This is a genomic window from Streptococcus sp. 3613, assembly GCF_013277375.1.
GTDB classification, from domain to species: domain Bacteria; phylum Bacillota; class Bacilli; order Lactobacillales; family Streptococcaceae; genus Streptococcus; species Streptococcus pseudopneumoniae.
The window spans coordinates 42,642-65,361 of sequence record NZ_VMMV01000080.1 but is presented as its reverse complement, the minus strand read 5'-3'; the positions used below and the strand labels follow the sequence as shown (position 1 = coordinate 65,361).

The following is a 22,720-nucleotide window of genomic DNA, read 5'->3' as shown; positions in this document are numbered from 1 at the left end:
CTGGGATCTTGTTTGGCTCCAATAGGAGTAGGTCCACATAGGCATAGTCACTATATACGAGAATTTCGCTATTGTTATGGAGCTGTTGATGCCCATTGAAGCGAATCATTTTTCTTAATAGCTGGTGGATGTCATGCTGAGTGGATGAACGCATTTTTAGAAGAGCTTTCACAAGCGTATCCAGAGGATTATCTGTTACTCGTTATGGACAATGAAATATGGCATAAATCAAGTACCTTAGAGATTCCAAGTAATATTGAGTTGGCTTTTATCCCACCTTATACACCAGAAATGAACCCTATTGAACAAGTCTGGAAAGAAATTCGAAAACGAGGTTTCAAAAACAAGGCTTTCCAAACATTGGAAGCCGTCATTGATAAGCTTCAAGAAGTTATTCAAGGACTGGAAAAAAGCGTTTTAAAGTCCACTGTCAGCAGACAATGGACAAGGTTGCTTTTTGAAAATAATTGAGTATTAGAGGTTTCTGATGGCTTTTTCACATGACCTATTTGGTCTAAAGCCATAACTCGTATCTGAGAAATGAGATTCACAAATGGGGCTCATGACTTGAACAATGGCCTGTTGAATCATTCTATCCATAACTGCTGGAATTCCTAGTTGACGGATACCTCCGTTTGGTTTAGGAATCTCAACTCTAAGAACTGGTTGAGGCTTATATTTTCTCTGTTTTATCAGCTCCTTAGTCAAGCGCCAGTTTTGTCTGAGATAATTATCCATCTCTTCGATAGTCATTCCATCAATCCCAGCTGAGCCTTTATTGGATTTTACTTGATTGTAGGCTTCCAGCATATTTTCGCGTGATACTATCTTATCTAGCAATTTTGACATGTGCCTATTCCTTTCTTGTTTTGGTGCCTGAGGGATATCTTATATTGGTGAGCCTTCATCTAGTCAATACGTGACAGACTCCAGTTCTATCAGACCTCTCGTTTTACAGACACAAGTGAAGTAGGATTACTTCGATCTGTCGTTTTCTCTTTCTAGCGACAGACCTCAAACAGTCTCTCCCCAGACTGTTTGAGTATTCACCCCTTCGCTCCACTTCCATTACAGAAGTTTCCTCACTACTATGGGTTCGGCTGACTTCTCATGATTCCTTGTTACTACGCTTTCAGCGCTCATGAGACCTCACGGGATAAGTCCTACATCTTTCCTCGTTTATACAAGATATGAGGACGTTAAAAGGTTAGAGTGAATTCAATTACTCCCGTGATTTACGCATATGGGTTACGACTACCTTTTTGGACTTTAGAGTTTCTGGCCCCCTTATCCGCTATATACGCCTTACTATCACCTTCCTGTTCGTAGAGCCACGATTTCGCTATCCCTTCCTCTGACGATTCTTATTTCCAGCGTCAGACTTAAAACGGTCTATCCCCAGACCGTTTTAATCCGCTACCTCACGATAGTCAGGCTTGGGAATCGCTATTGGGTTCACCGGTAGCAGGTGCCCACCGAGGACTTACACCTCAGATGCACGACATGCCCGTCGTGCCAGAAAAAGCCCTTCGGATAAAATCCGAGGGGCTAGAAACGTTGTTAAATCAACGGCCGAACTTTTGAATTTCAAGGTTCGGGATAAAATAGTTTACTGAACTACTTTATTTTTTCAAGTTGTAGAATGATTTCAATCCACGGTATTCTGCTACTTCACCAAGTTGGTCTTCGATGCGAAGCAATTGGTTGTATTTAGCGATACGGTCTGTACGTGAAAGTGAACCAGTCTTGATTTGTCCTGCGTTAGTTGCAACTGCGATGTCAGCGATTGTTGAATCTTCAGTTTCACCTGAACGGTGTGATACAACGGCAGTGTAACCAGCTTCTTTAGCCATTTCGATAGCTTCAAAAGTTTCAGTAAGAGTACCGATTTGGTTAACTTTGATAAGGATTGAGTTAGCAGCACCTTCTTGGATACCACGTGCAAGGTAGTCAGTGTTTGTTACGAAGAAGTCGTCACCAACAAGTTGTACTTTCTTACCAAGACGTTCAGTAAGAGCTTTCCAACCATCCCAGTCGTTTTCATCCATACCATCTTCAATAGTGATGATTGGGTATTTGTTAACCAATTCTTCAAGGTAGTCGATTTGTTCTGCAGATGTACGAACAGCAGCACCTTCACCTTCAAATTTAGTGTAGTCGTAAACTTTACGTTCTTTATCGTAGAATTCTGATGAAGCACAGTCAAATCCGATAAATACGTCTTTACCTGGTACATATCCAGCAGCTTCAATCGCAGCAAGGATAGTTTCAACACCATCTTCAGTTCCTTCGAAACGAGGAGCGAACCCACCTTCGTCACCTACGGCAGTTTCCAAACCACGTGATTTAAGGATTTTCTTAAGAGCGTGGAAGATTTCAGCACCGTAACGAAGGGCTTCTTTAAATGTTGGCGCACCAACTGGCAAGATCATGAACTCTTGGAAAGCGATTGGAGCGTCAGAGTGAGAACCACCGTTGATGATGTTCATCATTGGAGTTGGAAGAACTTTAGTGTTGAATCCACCAAGGTAGCTGTAAAGTGGGATTTCAAGGTAGTCAGCAGCAGCACGAGCTACAGCGATAGACACACCGAGGATTGCATTCGCACCCAATTTACCTTTGTTAGGAGTACCGTCAAGTGCGATCATAGCACGGTCAATAGCTTGTTGATCACGTACATCGTAGCCAATGATCGCTTCAGCAATGATGTTGTTTACGTTGTCAACAGCTTTTTGTGTACCAAGACCACCGTAACGAGATTTGTCACCGTCGCGAAGTTCAACTGCTTCGTGTTCACCAGTAGAAGCTCCTGATGGAACCATACCACGTCCGAAAGCACCTGATTCAGTGTAAACTTCTACTTCAAGTGTTGGGTTACCGCGTGAGTCTAGGACTTCGCGAGCGTAAACATCAGTAATAATTGACATTTTTTACTCTCCTTATGAGTTAAATTTTTTACACCTCTATAATACCTTAAAACCCCTCCTTTTTCAAGAAAAAACGTTATCTTTGTGCAACTTTTCCTTAACTTTATAAAGTAATCGCTTTCTTTTGTCTGTTTTATTCTAACTTTTATGATATACTGTTTTCATGACAGATTTATCAAAACAATTACTTGAACAAGCTCATGGTGGAGCAAAATTAAATCCGGATGAGCAAAGACGCTATCTTGGTACTTTTGAGGAAAGAGTTCTTGGATATGCAGATATTGATACAGCAAATAGCCCTCAGTTAGAAAAAGGATTTTTATCTATTTTAGAAAACCTTCAGGAAAAAGCAGAGCCACTATTTGTGAAGATTTCACCAACTATCGAATTTGACAAGCAAGTTTTCTACTTAAAAGAAGCAAAAGAAACTGATAGTCAAGCTACCATAGTATCTGAGGAGCATATTACTTCTCCCTTCGGTCTGGTTATCCATAGCAATGCACCCGTTCAAGTAGAAGAAAAGGATCTTCGACTTGCTTTTCCAAAACTTTGGGAAGTTAAAAAGGAAGAACCATCCAAAACATCCTTATGGAAAAAATGGTTTGGCTAAATATTGCGCATAGTTAATAAGTGCCCAATATTGGCAGCCGTGTGCTCCAGATAGAGACTGGCATTTTTCAAACTATCTTCCAAAGGTTCATTTTTCTCCAAAATAGAAAAGGTGGCTTGGATATTTTCAAATGGTAAGGGAGGTAAATCTTCAGCAAGACTACCGCAAATAGCAATAACAGGAACTCCGACAGGGGTTCTTTTTGCAACACCTACAGGCGCTTTCCCAGCAAAGCTTTGACTGTCCAGTCTACCTTCTCCAACAATCACCAAGTCAGCATCTGAAACTTTCTTATCAAAGTTGATTAAGTTCAAGCAGGTATCAATTCCCGACACGATATTTTCCTGAGCAAAGGCACACAAACCGCCAGCAATGCCTCCACCAGCTCCTGCTCCTTTAATTTGCAATATTGCAGGTGAGACTTTTTCATAAAAGTCTTGGATTGCTTGATCTAGGACTGGAAACATAGTAAGATTTAGGCCTTTTTGCTTGCCAAAAGTGTAAGTCGCACCTTGATGACCACATAAGGGACTCACGACATCTGATAAAATATGAATTTGAACACCTTCAGGAATTTTATAGCGATTTTCTGTTGAAACAGAAGCTAAGTTTAATAAGGATTGACCGGAAGCAGGCAAGACATTTCCGTCCCTATCATAAAATTGATAACCTAAACCAGCAGCAATCCCCAGTCCTCCATCATTACTGGCCGTGCCACCAACACCGATATAAATATCTTTAATCCCTTTAGAAATGAGATGGAGAATCAACTCTCCGATACCACAAGTTTGGATTTGAAGTGGATTTCGTTTCTCTAGCGGAATTTTTCCAAGACTAACCAAGTCAGCTACTTCAAATAGTGCCAGTTCCTCTTTTTGAAAATAGCGCATGGCTTCTTTTTGTCCAAAAGGGTCTGTCACTTGGATCCATTTTTCTTTTAGGTCAAGAGAATGTCGGATAGCATCTACAGTACCTTCTCCCCCATCACCAACAGGGCAGAGGAGACATTCTACATCTGCTATCGATTGTTGGAACCCTTTTTTAATAGCTTCAGCTACTTTCTGTGCGGTCAAGCTTTCCTTAAATGAATCTGGTGCAATAACAATCTTCACATTTTCCCTCATTCTAAAAAGTCAATCAAAGGAAGAACTTCTAAAAAATCCCTCTTGTCAATATGATGTGGTATTTCTTTTTTGAGCACTTCTTTGGAACAAAAGGCGATTCCTAACTCCGCCGACTTCAACATTAATAGATTATTGACCCCATCACCGATTGCCACCGTTCTTTCTTTAGAAAGTTTTAGTTTCTTTCTCCATTTTTCCAGAGTTTCTTTTTTGACCTGGGGACTTATAATTTGTCCAACTAATTTTCCTGTTAAAAGACCTTCTTTGACTTCAAGCTAGTTGGCAGTGAAATAGGCAATACCAAGGGATTTTGCTAATCTCTCCAACTATTGGTATAAATCCACCAGACACCAAACCAACTAGGATGCCATTCTTTTGGGGAATAGAGATGAACTCTGGGACATTTAGCGATAGATGATTTGAGTTGAAGACTTTATCAAATACCAAAATAGGAAGACCTTCCAAGAAGGACACTCTTTTTCTTAAACTGCTTTCAAAGACCAACTCTCCTCGCATTGCCCGACTTGTAATCTGCGAAATTTCCTCCTCACGACCTACCTTTCTTCCCAACAAATCAATCACTTCTTCTAGGATTAAGGTTCCATCCACATCCATAACACACAAGCCTTTTACTTGAGACATCAGTTCTCCTCTCTAAACAGACCAAAAATCGTATGAAGTCATCATACGATTTTATCTATTAATTAACTAAACTATGGTACAAGTCAAGGTATGACTTGCAGGCTGTATCCCATGAGAAATCACACTCCATAGCTTGTTTTTGTAGATTTCTCCAAACGTCAGGATGGTTTCTATACAAGTCCAATGCTGTTTGGAAAGTCCAATTTAACCAGTAAGGTGATAGATTGTCAAAGCTAAAACCAGTACCGCTTCCTTCGATTGGATTGAAAGCGCGGACAGTATCTCGCAAACCACCAACTTCATGAACCAATGGCAAGGTTCCGTAACGCATAGCCATCATTTGAGACAAGCCGCATGGTTCAAAACGACTTGGCATGAGGAAGAGGTCACAGGCAGCGTAGATTTCTTGAGCAAGTTTGACATCAAAAGTGATATTTGCTGATATCTTGTCTGGGTAAATCTGAGCAAACCATGAGAAAGCTCCTTCAAAGGCTGGATCTCCAGTTCCCAAAAGAACAATCTGAACATCATTTTGCAAGATATGGTGAAGACTTTCGATCACCACATCAAAACCTTTTTGACGTGTCAAACGAGAAACAATTCCCACTAGAGGAACGTCAGATCTAACTGGCAAGCCAACTCTCTCTTGTAATTTTGCCTTATTCTGGGCTTTTCCAGACAAATCTTCCTGATTAAAATGATAGTCTAAAAGAGCATCCGTCTGAGGATTATACAGGTCAGCATCAATCCCATTCACGATACCAGATACTTTACCAGACTCCATTCTAAGAATCTGATCCAAGTTACATCCGAATTTACTGGTCATAATTTCCTGAGCATAACTAGGTGAGACGGTTGAAACACGATCCGCATAGAGAATACCTGCCTTCATCCAGTTCAGACAGTTGTTCCAGCGAAGGGTACCGTCAGCATAACGTTCAAAGCCAACTCCAAACAAGTCCCATAACATTCCTTCTGAAAATTGTCCTTGGAATTCCAAATTATGAATGGTTAAAACAGTTTTTATTCCTTGATAGGCTTGAATCCAACGGTATTTTTCCTTTAACAAGAAAGGAATCATGGCTGTATGGTAATCATGAACATGGAGAAGGTCAGGAATAAAGTCAATCCTTTCCATAGCCTCAATGGCAGCAAGTTGGAAAAAGGCAAAGCGCTCTCCGTCGTCAAAATCACCGTAAACATGACCACGGAAGAAATAATATTGGCTGTCAACAAAGTAGAAGGTTACACCATTTAATACTGTTTTCTTAATTCCACAATACTGTCTGCGCCAACCGACGCTCACCTCAAAATGAAGAACATCTTCAATCTGATTTCCAAATTTAGCCTCTACCATGTCATAGTAGGGTAAAATCACTGCAACTTCATGTCCCGCTTTTACAAGTGATTTAGGAAGAGCGCCAATGACGTCTCCCAAACCACCTGTTTTTGAAAAGGGTGCACCCTCTGCTGCTACAAATAAAATTTTCATGAATGAATATCCTCTGTTACTTTGCTACCTTTCTTAACGACAACTGGATGTTCTGCAGTTCCTCGAATCACAACACCAGGCTCAACTTCAACACCCTTGTCCAAGATAGCATATTCTACCTGAGCTCCTTCTCCAATCACAACACGAGGGAAGAGTAGGCTATCTTTAACCAGGCTATCCTTATGGATATGAATATTACGTGATAGAACAGAATTAGCCACTTGACCTTCAATGATACTACCAGACGCAAACTGAGAAGTACTTACCTTAGATGTATTAGCATAGTAAGTTGGTTCTTCGTTCTTAACCTTTGTATAAATCTTTTGGTTTGGTGAGAAGAGAGAATAGAATTTCTGTGATTCAAGCATATCTTTATTAGCTTGGTAATAAGACTCTACAGAGTGAATATTGGCTAGGTAGCCTGTGTACTCGTAGGCGAAAGCTCCCTCTTTTGCAGCCAAATCACGTAAAACATAACGCAATTTCTCTGGATGTTCTTTTTTAGCTTCTTCTTCCAAGCGTTCAATCAACCACGGTGTATCAACGACAAAGATATCTGTAGACATATTGAACGTTTCAGCTGTTGACTTGCTATCAAAGAGTTTATGAGAAAGAACATGGTCTGTTTCATCCACTTCTAAGATTGCATTTACTTCTGAAATATCTTTCTTAGCTAGTTTTTTATAAACTACAGTGATAGGCCCTTTTGTTGTACTATGTAGATGGAAAACTTGGTTCAAATCAATGTTAATCAAGACATCGCAGTTGAGGGCAACCGTTTGGTTTGATCCAGAGCGTTTTAAATAAGTAAGAAGCTGTTGGTAGTATTCTTTTCCTACTGTGCTACTCTCCACACGAGTATTGTAAATACCTAGATAATAGTGACTGAGAAGGGTTGATAAGCCCCACTCGCGTCCTGAACGAATATGGTCAAAGACTGAGCTGATATTATCCTGCTGGAAAATACCAAAGACACTACGAACACCTGCATTAGCAAGGCTTGAAAGTGGGAAGTCAATCAAACGATATTTCCCACCAAATGGCAAACTTGCTACTGGACGGTGGTCTGTCAATGTCGACATATCGTGAAAACCAACTGTGTTTCCTAAAATGGCAGAATATTTATCAATCTTCATCTGTTGCTACCCCCACTACTTCATTATATCCTACAACTTGTACTTCATCTGTTCCATCAATTTCGACACCGTCAGAAATAATCGCACCTTCACCAATAATGGCACGTTTAATCTTAGCTCCTTGACCAATGATAGCTCCACTCATGATAACTGAATCAACAACTTCCGCTCCTTCGCGAACTTGCGCGCCTGTTGAAAGGATAGAATGTTTAACAGTTCCATCAACGAAACATCCGTCTACAACTAATGAGTCTTCCACATCAGCATTTGCTCCGAGGAAGTTTGGTGGTGAAATCAAGTTTCTTGAGTAAATCTTCCATTGACGGTTACGACTATCCAAGGCATTTTCTGGAGAAATATACTCCATGTTCGCTTCCCAAAGTGACTCAATAGTACCGACGTCTTTCCAGTAACCGCTAAATTCGTAAGCATAAACACTTTCACCTGACTCAAGGTAATTTGGAATGACATTTTTACCAAAGTCTGACATATCGACATTGCTCTTTTCAGCAGCGACTAACATATTGCGGAGACGCTGCCAATCAAAGATGTAAATACCCATAGAAGCTTTTGTAGATTTAGGTTGAGCTGGTTTTTCTTCAAATTCTACAATACGATTGTTAGCATCTGTGTTCATGATACCAAAACGGCTAGCTTCTTTCAGAGGAACATCAAGAACTGCTACTGTCAAACTAGCATTATTATCCTTATGAGACTGGAGCATAGCATCGTAGTCCATCTTATAGATATGGTCACCCGAAAGAATCAAAACATACTCAGGGTTGACACTGTCGATATAATCAATGTTTTGGTAAATAGCGTGGCTAGTCCCCTCAAACCAACGATTTCCTTCACTTGCAGAATATGGTTGAAGGATAGAGACACCAGAATTAATCCCATCTAGACCCCAACTTGAACCATTCCCGATATGGTTGTTGAGAGCAAGTGGTTGATACTGGGTGATGACTCCAACATTGTGAATACCTGAGTTGGCACAGTTTGAAAGAGCAAAGTCAATGATACGGTAGCGCCCACCAAATTGCACAGCTGGTTTTGCGATGCTTTGAGTGAGTTTACCGAGACGAGTTCCTTGCCCACCAGCAAGAATCAAAGCTAACATTTCATTCTTCATTTTCTACTCCTTTTTGGTTTTTACTTGTGACAGTTTTATCAGATTTCAAGCGGCGTTTGATTTTCCAAACACTTGCTCCCATAGCCGGTAGGGTAAAGGTCAAGGTCTGCTCATAATCTTTCCATAGTCCTTCTTGCGTTTGAACAGTTTGATTATGTTCTTTCCAAACGCCTCCCCACTCTTCTAACTCAGTATTCCAGACTTCTTCATAAATCCCTGCAACAGGCAGACCGATTGTAAAATCTTTTCGTTCAACAGGTGCCATATTAAAGACGCAGACTAGCATGTCGCCCTTCTTACCCTTACGGATGAAGGAAAGAACACTCTGGTCTCGATTATCCGCATCAATGATTTCAATACCATCATAGCTGGTATCGATTTCCCACAGACAGCGATGATCTTTGTAAAACTGGTTTAGCTGAGAAGTGAAATACTTCATCTTAGCATTCATAGGGTCTTCTAGATTAGACCATTCCAACTGCTCTTCAGATCTCCATTCTAGGAATTGGCCGTATTCACTACCCATGAAGAGCAATTTCTTACCAGGGTGACAAATTTGGTACGTATAGAGATTGCGCAAGCCTGCGAATTGATTATAGCGATCTCCCCACATCTTGTGCATCATACTCTTCTTGCCATGAACAACTTCATCGTGTGAGAATGGTAGGAGATAATTCTCCTTGAAGACATACATAAAGCTGAAAGTCACTAGGTTAAAGTCGTATGTACGATAAATCGGATCTTCTTCATAGAAACGGAGAATATCATTCATCCAGCCCATATTCCATTTGTAGTCAAAGCCAAGACCGTCTGAATCCTTTGTATCAGTAATCTGAGTAGCTGATGAACTTTCCTCAGCTATCATCATCACATCTGGATGAGCTAGTTTAATGACATCATTCAAGCGTTGAAGGAAATAATATCCTTCATAGTTGAGATTACCGCCATCTTTATTCGGTGTCCATGGGGCATCATCGTAATCTAGATAGAGCATGTTGCTAACCGCATCCACGCGAATACCGTCCAAATGGTAAAAGTCAATCCAAAACTTAATGCTAGAAATCAAGAAGGACTGGACTTCATTCTTCCCAAGGTCGAAATTGAGTGCTCCCCAACCATAGTTATGAGCCTTATTATGGTCCTGATACTCAAAAGTCGGTGTCCCATCGTAATAGGCTAAGGCATCATCATTAATAGTGAAGTGACCAGGTACCCAGTCCACAATAATCCCAATATTGTTTAAGTGACATTCCTCAACAAAATCTTGAAACTCTTCAGGACGACCATAGGCATGCTCTAAAGCAAAGTAACCCATAAGCTGATAGCCCCAACTCAAACCGAGAGGGTGAGACATCAAGGGCATAAACTCAATGTGAGTATAGTTCATCTCAACTAGGTAAGGAATGAGTTCATCTTTCAATTGAGCAAAACTATAGGGACTACCGTCTGGATTTCTCTTCCAAGAGCCAGCATGAACCTCGTAAATATTGACAGGACGCTCTTCAAAGCTTAAGCGTTTTCTACGGGCTAGCCAGAGTCTATCCTTCCATTTTTTCTCTGGAATCTCTGTTAAAATCGCTCCAGTACCAGGTCGTGCCTCATACCGTACAGCCAAAGGATCAATCTTCATAAGCTGATGACCATTTGCACGTGTGATATGGTACTTGTAAATTTGGCCTTCTTGAGCAAAACTGGTAAAGACTTCCCAGACTCCAAATTCATTCCGTTCCATCGGAATTTGATTTTCAACCCAATTGGTGAAATCCCCTACCAAGTGAACTGCCTGAGCATTGGGTGCCCAAACTCGGAAAGTATAGCCAGACTCACCATCTTTTTCTTCCCTATGCGCTCCCAGATAATGCTGGAGGTGAAAATTCTCACCTGTCATAAAGGTGCGCAATGCTTCTCTTCTATCCATATACTCCCTTTCTGCTGTAAGCGTTTTCTGTGTTTTTATTATACTACTTTTTTAGAGAAGATTCAAGTAAATTACTATACTTCTTTAAAATTATTTTGAAAATCTACAAAAAGTTCACTTTCTCGTTCAATTGTAAAGCAATATTTTTTCAAAAAATGTGAAAACACCTTTCTTTTCTCTACTATAATACCAAAAAGTTCGTATTTTTCTATGATTATTATTGTTTTATAGCAAAAAAATAAAACCAGGAAAACAATTTCCTGATTTTACACGTTTGATGAAAATATTTATCAAATTTTCTATACAAGTGAGTTATCAACTAAGTTCTTTCTATTCGTTCACTTCCAATGATGTGTTAGAATAGCGAGATAGATGGTCTTTATAAAACACTCAAGACAGCTAGACTAATATCATCTAACACATTATCTTCTTTTGAACGACTATTAGTTACCAACATAGCTAAATTTCCTGCATTTTCAAATTGATAGGGTTCTGATTTAGCATTCACAACCACCAAGAGGTGTTCTTTCCCATGAACTTCATAGATAAGGCAGCCGCTATGTTCAATCGCAGAATGCACAAAGACATGATGGTAAATTTCATCATAGCTAGAGTAAGAAAAGGCACCAGTTTTTGTCTTCAATCGGATGACTTGACGGATAAACTCAATACTGTCTTGACGCTCATTGATCAAATCCCAGTTGACTTGGTTCACACTGTCAGGAGCATTATAGCTATTCATCGCACGCTCTCTATCATCATGGGTCAACTCACCATTCTCACCAGTCGCAACCAGTTTGGTACGACCAAATTCTTGACCGATTTCCATAAAGGCCATCCCTTGCATGAGTAGGTTCATAGCTGTGGCTGTCTCGACCTTGCGCATGATTTGTTCTGAACTTTGGTTTGGATGAAGGGTTGCCAATAAATCGTGAAGATTGTAATTGTCATGGGCTTCCACATAGTTAAGCACCTGATTTGGATGTGTATAGGTTCCTAATTCACGACTTCCTAGGATTGCTTTGGCTAGAATTGGCTCTGTCGCAGCACCGCTGACAAAACCTGACTTGATAGCACCGTAAACTTCTCCACCTTTGACAGCATCACGCTGATTGTCATTAAAGAAACCAATATTTGGCATTTCGTAGGCGTTGTCTTTCTTAGCCTTATCATAAGGTGCAAGACCTGTTCCCATGTCCCAACCTTCTCCATAGAGGATAATGTTAGGGTCGATTTCATCTAAGCTTTGACGAATCATCTGCATAGTCTTGACATCATGAATCCCCATTAAGTCAAAACGGAAGCCGTCAATATTGTATTCCTGAACCCAGTATAGAAGAGAATCAATCATATACTTGCGGAACATTTCGTGTTCACTGGCTGTTTCATTTCCAACGCCTGTTCCATTCTGGAAGGTACCGTCTGGATTCATACGATAATAGTAATCAGGGACAGTTGTTTGGAAAGGTGCATCAACAACTGAGAAGGTATGGTTATAGACCACATCCATAATAACACCAATACCCGCATCGTGGTAAGCTTGAACCATGGTCTTCAAATCACGAATAACCTGAGCTGGGTCGTCTGGATTAGTTGAAAAACTAGTTTCTGGCGCGTTATAGTTTTGTGGGTCATAACCCCAGTTGTAGGTTACATTCCCATCCTCATCGTATTCTTTGTGACGGTCTGCAATTGGTTGCAACTGAACATAATTGTAGCCCAGCTTCTTGATGTAATCAAAAGCAGTTGCTTGGCCGTACTGGTTAACTGTTCCAGTCTGTGCAGCACCTAAGAAAGTTCCTCGAAGATGTTCATCCACACCTGAGGTCGGTGATTTGGTCAAATCACGAATGTGCATTTCACAAATAACTGCCTTACATGGATTTGCCAAGCGCCAAGTAGCCTCTGAACAGTGCTTGACCTCGAAGTTTGCAACTTGCTTTTCTTCATGGCTCAGGATAGCTGAACGTTTGCCATCAGGACTGGTCGCGATGGTATAGGGATCGCGTGTCACTGTTTGGTGGTGAGGGAATTGGACTTGATACTGATAAGCCTTACCAGTCAAATCTTCCTCAACATCCAAACTCCAGACACCGATTGTATTGTCCTTGTGATTATAAGAGTAGCGATTGCCTCTCTCCATCTCAAAGGTCTTCCAAACAGGAGCATCATTAGCAGCTGATTCATAAACGACAACCTGCACTTCTGTCGCTGTTGGAGCCCAGAGAGCAAAACGAGCCTGATTGTCCTCTACACGGCAACCCAATTCCCCTTGGTAGCCCCAGTGGTGGTCGAAACTAGCGCTATTGATAGCCTTGTCAAAAGCAAAAGGATTTTGATTTTTATAGAAAGGACTTGCAATTGCAGGATTTTCAGAATAATAAATTCTATCATCGCCTTCCAAAATCCAGACCTCTGTTAAGAGGGGATAGTGATTAAAACGGATAGCATATTCTTTACTAGTTTGGCCTGTGTGAACCACAAAATTCAAGCTTTCTAAGGGATGAGCACTTGGGTGTTCAAAGCTAAATAAGGCTCCAAAATAATCTTCTTGGTAAGTTAGTAAATCAATTCGTTGATCCTTACTCTTTACAAAAGAGCAAGTGTCGTATTCACCATTCTTGCGATGGTAATGAATGCGCATAGGGTAGTTATACATTTTTATTTTTCCTTTTTACTTTTTAATTCGTTTCTATTTCACTAATAAATTCTTGACTAATCTCGTCTCGATTGACAAAAAATTCGATGTGATGATGGCAGACTTGAAGTTCAACTGGGGTATCTCCTCCATATTCCCCATCTAGGTTCAGCATAAATGGTTCTTGGTCATCTAAAACTTCTAAACGTAGTTTGCTAGTTTTAAGGTATTCGATATTGACGTCTGAGACATGCTGACCACCATTAATGGCCTGTATCAATAAGCCCAACATATCAAATAGCTTGTCTGTCTTGACCAAAATCAGAGTAAAATTACCATCGTCTAACTTGGTATCAGGCGCTAACTGCTCAAACCCTCCAATGGAATTGGTCAAGGCAACAAAAATCAATGACACCTCTCCTTCAAAGACCCCCTGATCGTGTGTGATTCTCACTGGACGAACCTTGGTCTTAGGAAACATTTCAATGCCTTTAGCAACATAGGCAAAATAACCAAGACGCGTCTTGACTTCACTTGGAACACTGTAAGTCAATTCGGTTAAGGTTCCAGCAGCGGCAATATTAATAAAATATTTGTCGCCAAAAGCTCGTCCAATATCCATATGAATGGTCTCATTTTTAGCAATAATCTGAGCAGCCGCAACAGGATCACCCATTGGAATTTTTAGGGCACGCGCATAATCATTAGTCGTACCTGTTGGGATGATAGCAAGCCGAGGTCTCTTATCGAGCGAGGCAACCCCATTGACTACCTCATTAATTGTTCCATCACCACCTGCAGCAATAATCAAATCAAAACCAGCTTTGGCTGCTCTCTCAGCTTCTTTTTGTGCCGAAAGAGGTTCTGGAGTCGTTTGAAAGGCACTGGTTTCATAGCCAATATTTTCCAAAACATCCAGCACTTCTGCTATATTTTTCTTGATAATTTCCTGCCCTGAGGTTGGGTTATAAATTAAACGCGCACGTTTTCTTTCTTCTGTCATTGTTACAAACTTTCTAGCCAAGCTTCATCTCGAACTTCGATAGCAAGTTCTTGCGCCTTTTGAAGTTTACTTCCAGCATCTGCTCCTGCCACGACGAGGTCGGTCTTTTTAGACACACTGCCTGTCACTTTGGCCCCCAGACTTTCGAGTTTACTTTTAGCTTCTGAGCGCTTGAGCCGTTCCAATTTTCCAGTCAATACCACTGTCAAACCTGACAAGGCTGCATCCGCTACTACAGTTTGACCTTTATAATCCAGATTGACCCCAGCTTCTTTCAATTCTCTGAGGAGAATTTCAGAGCCTTCTGTCGCAAAATAAGTCTGGAGACTCTTGGCAATCACACCACCCAGACTCTCAATACTAGCCACTTCCTCTGGATCTGCCTGAACCAGATTTTCAATTGAGTGGAAATGTTGAAGTAAAAGCTGACTGGCCTTGTTTCCGACATGGCGAATTCCCAAACCAAATAAGAGCTTCTCGGCAGAATTTTCCTTAGATGCTTGGATAGCCTGATACAGTTTAGCAGCGGACTTTTCCTTGATCCCCTCTAAAAGGAGGAAATCTTCTTCTTGCAAACGATAAATATCCGCCACATCCTTGACTAAATTAGCAGCAAAGAGTTTCTCAACAATAGATGGACCAAGGCCTGTAATATTCATAGCATCACGAGAAGCAAAGTGAATCAAGCCTTCCATGATTTGAGCAGGGCAACGCGGATTGATACAACGCAGGGCCACTTCATCTTCAAAGTGCAGCAAGTCAGAGTTACAACTTGGACAGTTTGTAGGGATATCCAGTTTCTCTTCAGAAACCCGTTTGGACTCTACTACACGTAAAACGGCAGGGATAATATCTCCAGCCTTATAAACGATAACCGTATCATCTTTTCGGATATCTTTTTCAGCAATATAATCCACATTGTGCAGAGTCGCACGGCTAACAGTTGTACCAGCTAGTTGTACTGGTGTTAGATTCGCAGTTGGGGTTACAACACCCGTACGGCCAACTGTCCAATCAACTGATAAGAGTTGAGCTTCTTTTTCTTCAGCTGGGAACTTGTAGGCTACTGCCCACTTTGGAGCTTTAACGGTAAAGCCAAGTTCTTCTTGGCCTGCTAGGTCGTTGACCTTGATTACCACTCCATCAATATCGTAAGGCAGATTTTCTCGTTCTTGTCCAACTTCTTGGATAAAATTCCAGATTTCATCCATGCTTTCAGCCAGAATTCGCTTAGGATTGACCACAAAACCTAGTTGTTCTAGGTGCTTCAAAACCTTTTCTTGACTATCACGAGTTGACGGGCTGGCTTCTTGATAGAGGAAGGTAGCAAGATTGCGCTTGGCAACTACTGCTGTATCCAACTGACGCAGAGTTCCTGCTGCCGCATTACGAGGATTAGCAAATTCAGGCTCTCCATTTTCTTGGCGCGCTTGGTTAACTTGGTCAAAGGAAGCGCGTGGCATGTAACATTCCCCACGAACTGTGATATCTAGTTCTTCTGGCAAAGTCAAAGGAATGTCCTTAACACGTTTGAGATTTTCTGTGATATTTTCTCCAATAGAACCGTCTCCACGTGTTGCACCAACAACTAAAATCCCCTTTTCATAAGTCAGCGAGATAGATAAGCCATCGATTTTCAGCTCACAAATATAGGTCGGATAAGCCACTTCCTTACGAACACGCGCATCAAAAGCTTCAAGCTCCTCACGTGAAAAAGCATCCTGCAAACTATAAAGAGGATACTGATGACTGTATTTTTCAAAACCATCTAAAATCTTGCCACCAACACGATGGGTCGGACTGTCTGCTAGCACTTGATCTGGATAGGCAGTTTCTAACTCAACCAACTCTCGGTAAAGGCGATCATACTCACTGTCTGAAACCGAGGGATTATCGCTGGTATAGTACTCAGCCGCATAGCGATTGAGCAAGGCGACTAACTCATTCATTCTTTTATTCATAAAACCATTTTACCATAAAACAAGCCCTCCTCACAAACGAGAAGGGCGGAAAAAACACTTAGTTTGGAATTATTTTTAAAACTCAAGCAACCTTATATAAATTTTTCAAAATGAGTTCGAACATAAATAAACGATATACAAGACAAGATGATAACACCACTTCCAATTATCAGGAAAGAAGAGAGATGTACACTTGGCAGGACTGTCATAAATCCTTTTGCAATAGGCATAAATAGAATAGCTAAGGTAAAAATTGTACTTAGTACTCTCCCAAGAAATTCGCTCTCAACCTTGGTTTGTACTTGAGTAAAAAAGTGAATATTAAAAATCGTCATAAACAATTCACAAACTAAATTTCCAGAAAAGGAAAGAAAAGTTGGCAGTGGTAATCCCATCATAAAAACTCCGACACCTGTCAAAGCCAGTAAAATCAAAAGATTATAAACATTAGCTTTAATTTTACTAGCTAGAAGAGCCCCAATGATGGAACCAATAGCCCCCATAGTTAAAATACTTGCATAGGCTCCTTCTGACCCGTAAAGCTGATTCGAAAAGGGGAGGAGAAATTCAAAAGCTGCAAAAAAGAAATTAACGCTGGAAGCTACCAGCAAAAGGAAGAAAATTTCTTGCTGATGCCAGATATAGTGTAACCCATCCTTGATATCTACAAACATATCTCTCCCAGTAAAAGCCTTTTTCTCTCGAACTTTTGCTTCCTCTTTTGGAAGGAAAGCCACTAGAACAAAAGCAATGAAAAAAGTCAGCGAGTCTAGCAGTAGCGTCATATGGAGACTTGCAAACTGTAAAACAAGGAAGGAAAGAACAGGAGAGCTAACACCTACAACCTGCAAAACCAGCTCTAAGCGAGAGTTATAGATCACAATCTTATCTTTCTCAACAACCTCAGTTATAATAGCTTTATTGGCTGTACGAGAAAAGGCAAAAGCAATCGCCTGAACAATGTTGGCAACAATCAAAGCCCCAATCATCCAGCTATCATTCCTTATGAAAGAAATAGCCAGACAAAGAATCCCACAAACAAGGTCTGCCACCATTAAAATCTTACGACGAGAAAAACGGTCTGAAATGACTCCACCAAAGGGATTGACTAGAATAGATGTGACGAGTTCAGAAATCTGATACATTCCTAAAACTGTCTGTCCCATAGTCCCCATGGAAGCCAACCAGACACTATTTCCATAATCATAGAGCATATTCCCTATCTTGTTAACAGCTCCACGGCTAATCAACTGTACTGCATAGCGATTCATATAAAAACTCCTCTCAAATTTTGAAACTATTTTATCAAAACTGAAAGGAGCTTTTTATTTTTTCCCTTATTTGGGAAAATTAATTTTTGATAAATTTTTCGTAGTGTTCCTGATAATAGGCTACTTGCTCTGGAAGACCTAGCACGTCAAAAATATGCATGGCCTCTTGCATCTGCTTATAACCTTCTTTACACTTTCCTTTTTGATATAAGACAAAACCTTTTAAATAATGGAAAATATTACGCTCATAAAGCTTAATACCTTTACCAATAATCTTCTCTGTATAAGCCTCAAAATAGCTAGCGTTATCAAAAGAAAGATGCTCTAAACAATGCTGGTAACAATTAAGGGCTAAAATCAACACTAATCTCTTATGGCGACCAATCTCTTGGTAAAATTCCTCCCTCTCCATAACTTCTCTACCAATCCGAGTGACATAGTCCACATCGTAGAAACTATAGAGGTTACCGAAAAGAATCAACTCATACATAGTCCATTCTTCTGTTTTGAAGAGATAATCTGCTACCTTATCCAAATCATCCTGCTTCATATCATAACTCGAATCTCTTTGACAAATCAGACCCTGTAACAAAATCCAGTTCAGCTCAAAATAAAGGGGAGTCGTCGAACTCTTAGCCTTTTCAAGTTGTTCTTCTTGAAGCTTTTGAAAACCTGCAATATCATTTGAGTAGTAAAGTGGGATAATCTGTGCCATCATAGCAACATGTTCATGATTTTGAAAATCCCTAGCCTTGTCCATGAAATTTTCAATGGTCACATGAATATTATCCAAAATTTCAAAAAAACGTGAGACTGCTAGGTCAGATTCCCCAAGCTCAAAGCGAGATAACTGAGAGGTTGAACAGGACTCGCCTGCTGCTTCCTTTAAAGAATAATTTCCACTTGTTCGAAATTCACGAAATACTTTTCCAAGATGTTCCATCTTTACACCTGCTCTGATAATTCTTCCCACTCAAGCATAGCTTCTTCCTGACGGTGGCTGATTTTGTCCAGCTCAGCCTGCAATTCCATCAGTTTGTCGGCATCGTTTGTTTCCAACATTTGTTCAGAAATGGCTTGGCTTTGACTTTCTAGCTCTTCAATTTCAGCTTCTAGACTTTCGATTTGTCGCATGAGCTTACGAACTTCTTTTTGACTTTCTTTCTGAGCTTGATAGTCATTAACTGGGCTTGCTTCTTTTGCTTGATTGCTGGTTGAAGCTTCCTCTGTCAGACCGACTTCCATTTCAGCCTTTTTATCGACATAATAATCGTAATCTCCCAAGTAAAGAGTCGAGCCATTCTCAGACAATTCCAGTACATGAGTTGCCACACGATTGATAAAGTAACGGTCGTGGCTGACGAAGAGAAGAGTTCCATCGAAGTCAATCAAGGCATTTTCCAACACTTCCTTGCTATCAATATCCAAGTGGTTGGTTGGCTCGTCCAGAATCAAGAAGTTGTTGTTTTCCAAAGACAATTTAGCCAAAAGCAAACGTGCTTTCTCGCCACCAGACAGCATGCCAACTGATTTTTTGACATCATCTCCTGAGAAAAGGAAGGCACCTAGACGGTTACGGATTTCAACTTCTGGTGTCAACTTAAAATCATTCCAGAGTTCATCCAGTACAGTATTACTTGGTGTCAGCTTGCTTTGGGTCTGGTCATAGTAACCAACCTCAACATTAGCGCCAAAGCGCTTTTCCCCCTTGATAAAAGGAATCTGGTCCACAATAGACTTGATAAAGGTTGACTTGCCGATACCATTTGGACCAACGATAGCGACAGCATTCATCTTACGAAGATCTAGGCTAATCGGTTGTGACAGGACTTCCCCATCATAGCCAATAGCTGCATTTTCAACAGTCAATACAACATTACCAGACGTTTTTTCAGACTGGAAGGTCATATTGGCTGATTTCTTGCCAGCTTCAGGCTTGTCCAAACGCTCCATTTTTTCTAGTTGTTTACGACGGGATTGGGCGCGTTTGGTCGTTGAAGCACGGACTAGATTGCGATTGACAAAGTCTTCCAGAGCAGCGATTTCCTTTTGTTGCTTTTCATAGTTTTTTGCTTCAGTAGCTAGCTTCTGCTCCTTCAACTCAACAAAACGAGAGTAATTCCCCACATAGCGATCCAAGGAATGCTTGGTCAAATCCAGCGTAATCGTCGCAACCTTATCCAAGAAATAACGGTCGTGGCTGACGATAATGAGGGCGCCGCTATAGTTTACCAAATAATTCTCTAGCCAGGCGATGGTTTCAATATCCAAGTGGTTGGTTGGCTCGTCCAAGACCAAGAGATTTGGCTTTTCAAGAAGCATTTTGGCCAGCGCCAGACGGGTATTTTGACCACCAGAAAGCTCAGCAATTTTCATCTGCCACATAGACTCGTCAAACTTGAATCCATTCAAAATCGCTCGAATATCAGCTTCATAAGTGAAACCACCTGCTTGGTGAAAATTTTCAGATAAGCGGTCGTAATCTGACATCAGTTTATCCAAATCCTCACCAGACTTTTCACCCATCTCCAGCTCCATCTGACGCAGTTGTTTCTCAGTCCGACGCAAATCATCAAAGACATGAAGCATTTCATCGTAGATAGTGTTTTCAGATTCAAAACGGCTATCTTGGGCTAGGTAAGACAGAGAAATATCTTTTTTCTTATTGATTTCTCCGCTAGTTAGCTCCTCTTCTCCAACTAAAATCTTCAAAAGAGTAGACTTACCTGCACCATTTTTCCCAACAAGGGCAATCCGATCTCGTTCATCAACTTGCAGGTTGATATTATCGAAAAGAACCTCTCCTGCAAAAGAACGTTCAATTTTATTAGCTTGTAAAATAATCATACAAGTAGTATAGCATGTTTCCCTAAGGCATTCAAGATAATGGTAAGTATTGTATGTGTCGCGATTTTTGAGAAACGCCAAAATCACATATAAATATATGCAGATACACGAAAGGGCTAAACATTTTTGTATGCTCAGCCCTTGACAATGATTTCTTCTTATGCTATCATTTTATTGACTGAGTAATACAAGTGTGGTTTGTGTTACTCTGCGGAGTTGGAGGCTCATTTCCAACTCCTTTTTTCGTTGTTTTTTATATCTCTATTATACCAAAATCAGGATAAATGTCAATTATTCCACGCCAAAAAAGCCCAAATCTCACTAGAAATTTTTGCTTATTTATATTTTTGTTTTCGTTGAAATTAGCACTTAAATTATTTCATCTTAAATATCTTTTCTATATTTTTATGTAAACGGGGAAGTTTGTAGTCTTTAGAGTCATTTTTAGGTCGAACACTATCCGCACTGATATGATCCAATGACCTATACTTATCATAGTCCCTCTTCCATTCTCCAAAAAATAAATCTCTTAATTTTCCTTCACGTTCTAACAATATCATATTCGCTACGGCTATCCCACCTTCACTTGTCCAATACATCCCTCTATGCTTCATTCTATACGTTATTTTTCTATGCTGGCTCTCCATAATCCCAATACCTGCCTTTGGAAGTCCTCTCATCTCCGCTGGTTTCGTATACTGAAAATTCCTCATTAACCTACTCGAATAATATTCAAATTTTTCCTCTCCCTCTTCACTACTAATCAAAGATTCTATAGTATCTAGTGAACGCCTTAATAATTTCTTATTATGCTCTCTAATAGCTTGAAATAAGTCTTCTCTCAACTCTCTCGGATAAGACTTTGTAAATTCTTTAATTTCTTTATTCAAGTGATATTCGTCCCAAAAATGCTCATGTCTCTTAACATTAAATGATTTAGCAATTTCAGTAAATACATGTGGAGTATAACCCTTGCCACAGTCAGAATTGGTAACTAGTACAGTCTCATTTGTAATTTCATATTCATTTTCCAATAAATCCAACAATTCTCTACGAGCTGATCGATTATCCAATCGGATAAGCTCTTTTTTATTTTCTAGCTCAAAACGATTCGGGCTAATCTGTTTTGATCCTGTATGAACTACAAAATGTGATAAATCCATATTCCTTTTTTCAGAACCATCTTCAGACGTTTTTACATATACACCGTCTCCCTCTATATAGATTGTATCTGCTTTAATTTTTTCAATCTTCTTCTCTTCTTTAAAAAATCGATAATCATCCTTTTCTTCCAGTAATTGATTGGCTAATTTGACGACCTTATTGACGGTATCTTTAGTGACAGTTACATTATAAACCATCTCAATTGTCTCTCCTACCTGACGATAGGGTAGTTTTGTAGCTAGAACCGCAGCTTGATACAATAGTTCCTGTGAATGACGTACATTCTTTTCTAAGCCTAACATTTCATCAACTGGTATTCTACATTCACCATTTTTATACCAACGTTTTCTAGAAAAGGTCACTTCTCCAAATGTAAAAGCTACGGTACGTTCAGACTGATTTTTACAACGATATCCTTTAGATCTCATACTAGAGCTTATCGACTCATCATACTGTGCAATATGCTGTAAAAAATTTTGTTTTGTCTTTTCTTGTTCCTGACTACTAAATCTCAATTCATCAAATTGTTTCATACAATTTTTCATTTCCCTTTCAATTCTTATGAAAATTGTATGATTTTTAAAACAAGTCTTCAAATTTATTTTTGTTCCAAGAATAAAATAGGCTGTTTCTTTAAATTAAAATCAACGCCCTATTTCTTATTGAAAAATACTAAAGTGATTTAATTGAGTATCAGAAATTCAACTGTTTCTATTTCAAGGTAAAAATAAAAGCCTGATATAAGAACCAGGCTCAGTACAGTTGTCAAGATTATTATCTCGCAACCAATAGAAAATATTGATTTTGGTAAACTTCAACAATATCGTTTACTTTAGGATTAAAAGTTAACTCATT

General features: G+C 40.0%; 16 protein-coding genes and 2 pseudogenes. 2 read left to right on the top strand and 16 right to left on the bottom strand.

What is annotated here, in order from left to right; genetic code table 11:
• Positions 1–471: pseudogene (locus HT708_RS09460) on the top strand (IS630 family transposase); the annotation flags it as partial.
• A 15-nt stretch (positions 472–486) separates the two neighbouring features.
• Here HT708_RS09460 and HT708_RS09455 read toward each other — a convergent pair.
• Together HT708_RS09455 and eno are read right to left on the bottom strand one after the other, a co-directional pair.
• Positions 487–849, bottom strand: a pseudogene (locus HT708_RS09455) (reverse transcriptase domain-containing protein); the annotation flags it as partial.
• Between the two features lie 773 nt (positions 850–1,622).
• Positions 1,623–2,927: a surface-displayed alpha-enolase gene (gene eno / locus HT708_RS09450; protein ID WP_000022813.1), complete on the bottom strand. Its 1,305-nt coding sequence runs from the start codon at positions 2,925–2,927 to the stop codon at positions 1,623–1,625.
• A 163-nt stretch (positions 2,928–3,090) separates the two neighbouring features.
• On the opposite strand from eno, the gene HT708_RS09445 reads away from it, so the two are divergent.
• Positions 3,091–3,537: a DUF1694 domain-containing protein gene (locus HT708_RS09445; RefSeq protein WP_000131108.1), complete on the top strand. Its 447-nt coding sequence runs from the start codon at positions 3,091–3,093 to the stop codon at positions 3,535–3,537.
• On the opposite strand, the gene HT708_RS09440 is transcribed toward HT708_RS09445, so the two are convergent.
• The 14 genes from HT708_RS09440 to HT708_RS09375 all read right to left on the bottom strand — a co-directional run bounded on the left by HT708_RS09440 (position 3,534) and on the right by HT708_RS09375 (position 22,398).
• Positions 3,534–4,649 (bottom strand): glycerate kinase, encoded by a 1,116-nt coding sequence (locus HT708_RS09440; RefSeq protein WP_054392798.1) that lies wholly within the window; start codon positions 4,647–4,649, stop codon positions 3,534–3,536. The genes HT708_RS09445 and HT708_RS09440 overlap by 4 nt on opposite strands.
• A gap of 8 nt (positions 4,650–4,657) precedes the next feature.
• On the bottom strand, positions 4,658–4,861 hold the full coding sequence (locus HT708_RS09435) for an HAD hydrolase family protein (RefSeq protein WP_188110819.1): 204 nt from the start codon (positions 4,859–4,861) through the stop codon (positions 4,658–4,660).
• A gap of 70 nt (positions 4,862–4,931) precedes the next feature.
• Positions 4,932–5,303, bottom strand: coding sequence for an HAD-IB family phosphatase (locus tag HT708_RS09430; RefSeq protein ID WP_031222760.1), 372 nt, complete (start codon positions 5,301–5,303; stop codon positions 4,932–4,934).
• A 58-nt stretch (positions 5,304–5,361) separates the two neighbouring features.
• Entirely contained in the window at positions 5,362–6,795 is a 1,434-nt protein-coding gene (gene glgA / locus HT708_RS09425) for a glycogen synthase GlgA (RefSeq protein ID WP_023940142.1), read from the bottom strand.
• Positions 6,792–7,931 (bottom strand): glucose-1-phosphate adenylyltransferase subunit GlgD, encoded by a 1,140-nt coding sequence (gene glgD / locus HT708_RS09420; protein WP_000687036.1) that lies wholly within the window; start codon positions 7,929–7,931, stop codon positions 6,792–6,794. The genes glgA and glgD overlap by 4 nt, the downstream gene beginning before the upstream one ends.
• Entirely contained in the window at positions 7,921–9,063 is a 1,143-nt protein-coding gene (locus HT708_RS09415) for a glucose-1-phosphate adenylyltransferase (RefSeq protein WP_023940141.1), read from the bottom strand. The genes glgD and HT708_RS09415 overlap by 11 nt, the downstream gene beginning before the upstream one ends.
• Positions 9,053–10,981 carry a 1,4-alpha-glucan branching protein GlgB gene (gene glgB / locus HT708_RS09410; RefSeq protein ID WP_000375891.1) on the bottom strand — a complete coding sequence of 643 codons (1,929 nt, stop codon included), beginning with the start codon at positions 10,979–10,981 and terminating at the stop codon, positions 9,053–9,055. The genes HT708_RS09415 and glgB overlap by 11 nt, the downstream gene beginning before the upstream one ends.
• A 379-nt stretch (positions 10,982–11,360) precedes the next feature.
• Entirely contained in the window at positions 11,361–13,640 is a 2,280-nt protein-coding gene (gene pulA, locus HT708_RS09405; RefSeq protein WP_054392796.1) for a type I pullulanase, read from the bottom strand.
• Positions 13,641–13,662: 22 nt separating this feature from the next.
• Positions 13,663–14,622, bottom strand: coding sequence for a diacylglycerol kinase family lipid kinase (locus HT708_RS09400; RefSeq protein WP_000134182.1), 960 nt, complete (start codon positions 14,620–14,622; stop codon positions 13,663–13,665).
• A gap of 2 nt (positions 14,623–14,624) precedes the next feature.
• Positions 14,625–16,583: an NAD-dependent DNA ligase LigA gene (gene ligA / locus HT708_RS09395; RefSeq protein ID WP_054392795.1), complete on the bottom strand. Its 1,959-nt coding sequence runs from the start codon at positions 16,581–16,583 to the stop codon at positions 14,625–14,627.
• A gap of 92 nt (positions 16,584–16,675) precedes the next feature.
• Positions 16,676–17,854, bottom strand: a complete 1,179-nt coding sequence (locus HT708_RS09390; protein ID WP_023940134.1) for an MFS transporter — start codon at positions 17,852–17,854, stop codon at positions 16,676–16,678.
• A 79-nt stretch (positions 17,855–17,933) separates the two neighbouring features.
• Complete coding sequence (locus HT708_RS09385) at positions 17,934–18,797, bottom strand: XRE/MutR family transcriptional regulator (protein WP_054392794.1); 864 nt, start codon at positions 18,795–18,797, stop codon at positions 17,934–17,936.
• Positions 18,798–18,799: 2 nt separating this feature from the next.
• Positions 18,800–20,701, bottom strand: coding sequence for an ABC-F family ATP-binding cassette domain-containing protein (locus HT708_RS09380; protein WP_023940130.1), 1,902 nt, complete (start codon positions 20,699–20,701; stop codon positions 18,800–18,802).
• 374 nt (positions 20,702–21,075) lie between these two features.
• Positions 21,076–22,398 (bottom strand): ISLre2 family transposase, encoded by a 1,323-nt coding sequence (locus HT708_RS09375; protein ID WP_240156214.1) that lies wholly within the window; start codon positions 22,396–22,398, stop codon positions 21,076–21,078.
• Positions 22,399–22,720: the final 322 nt, after the last annotated feature.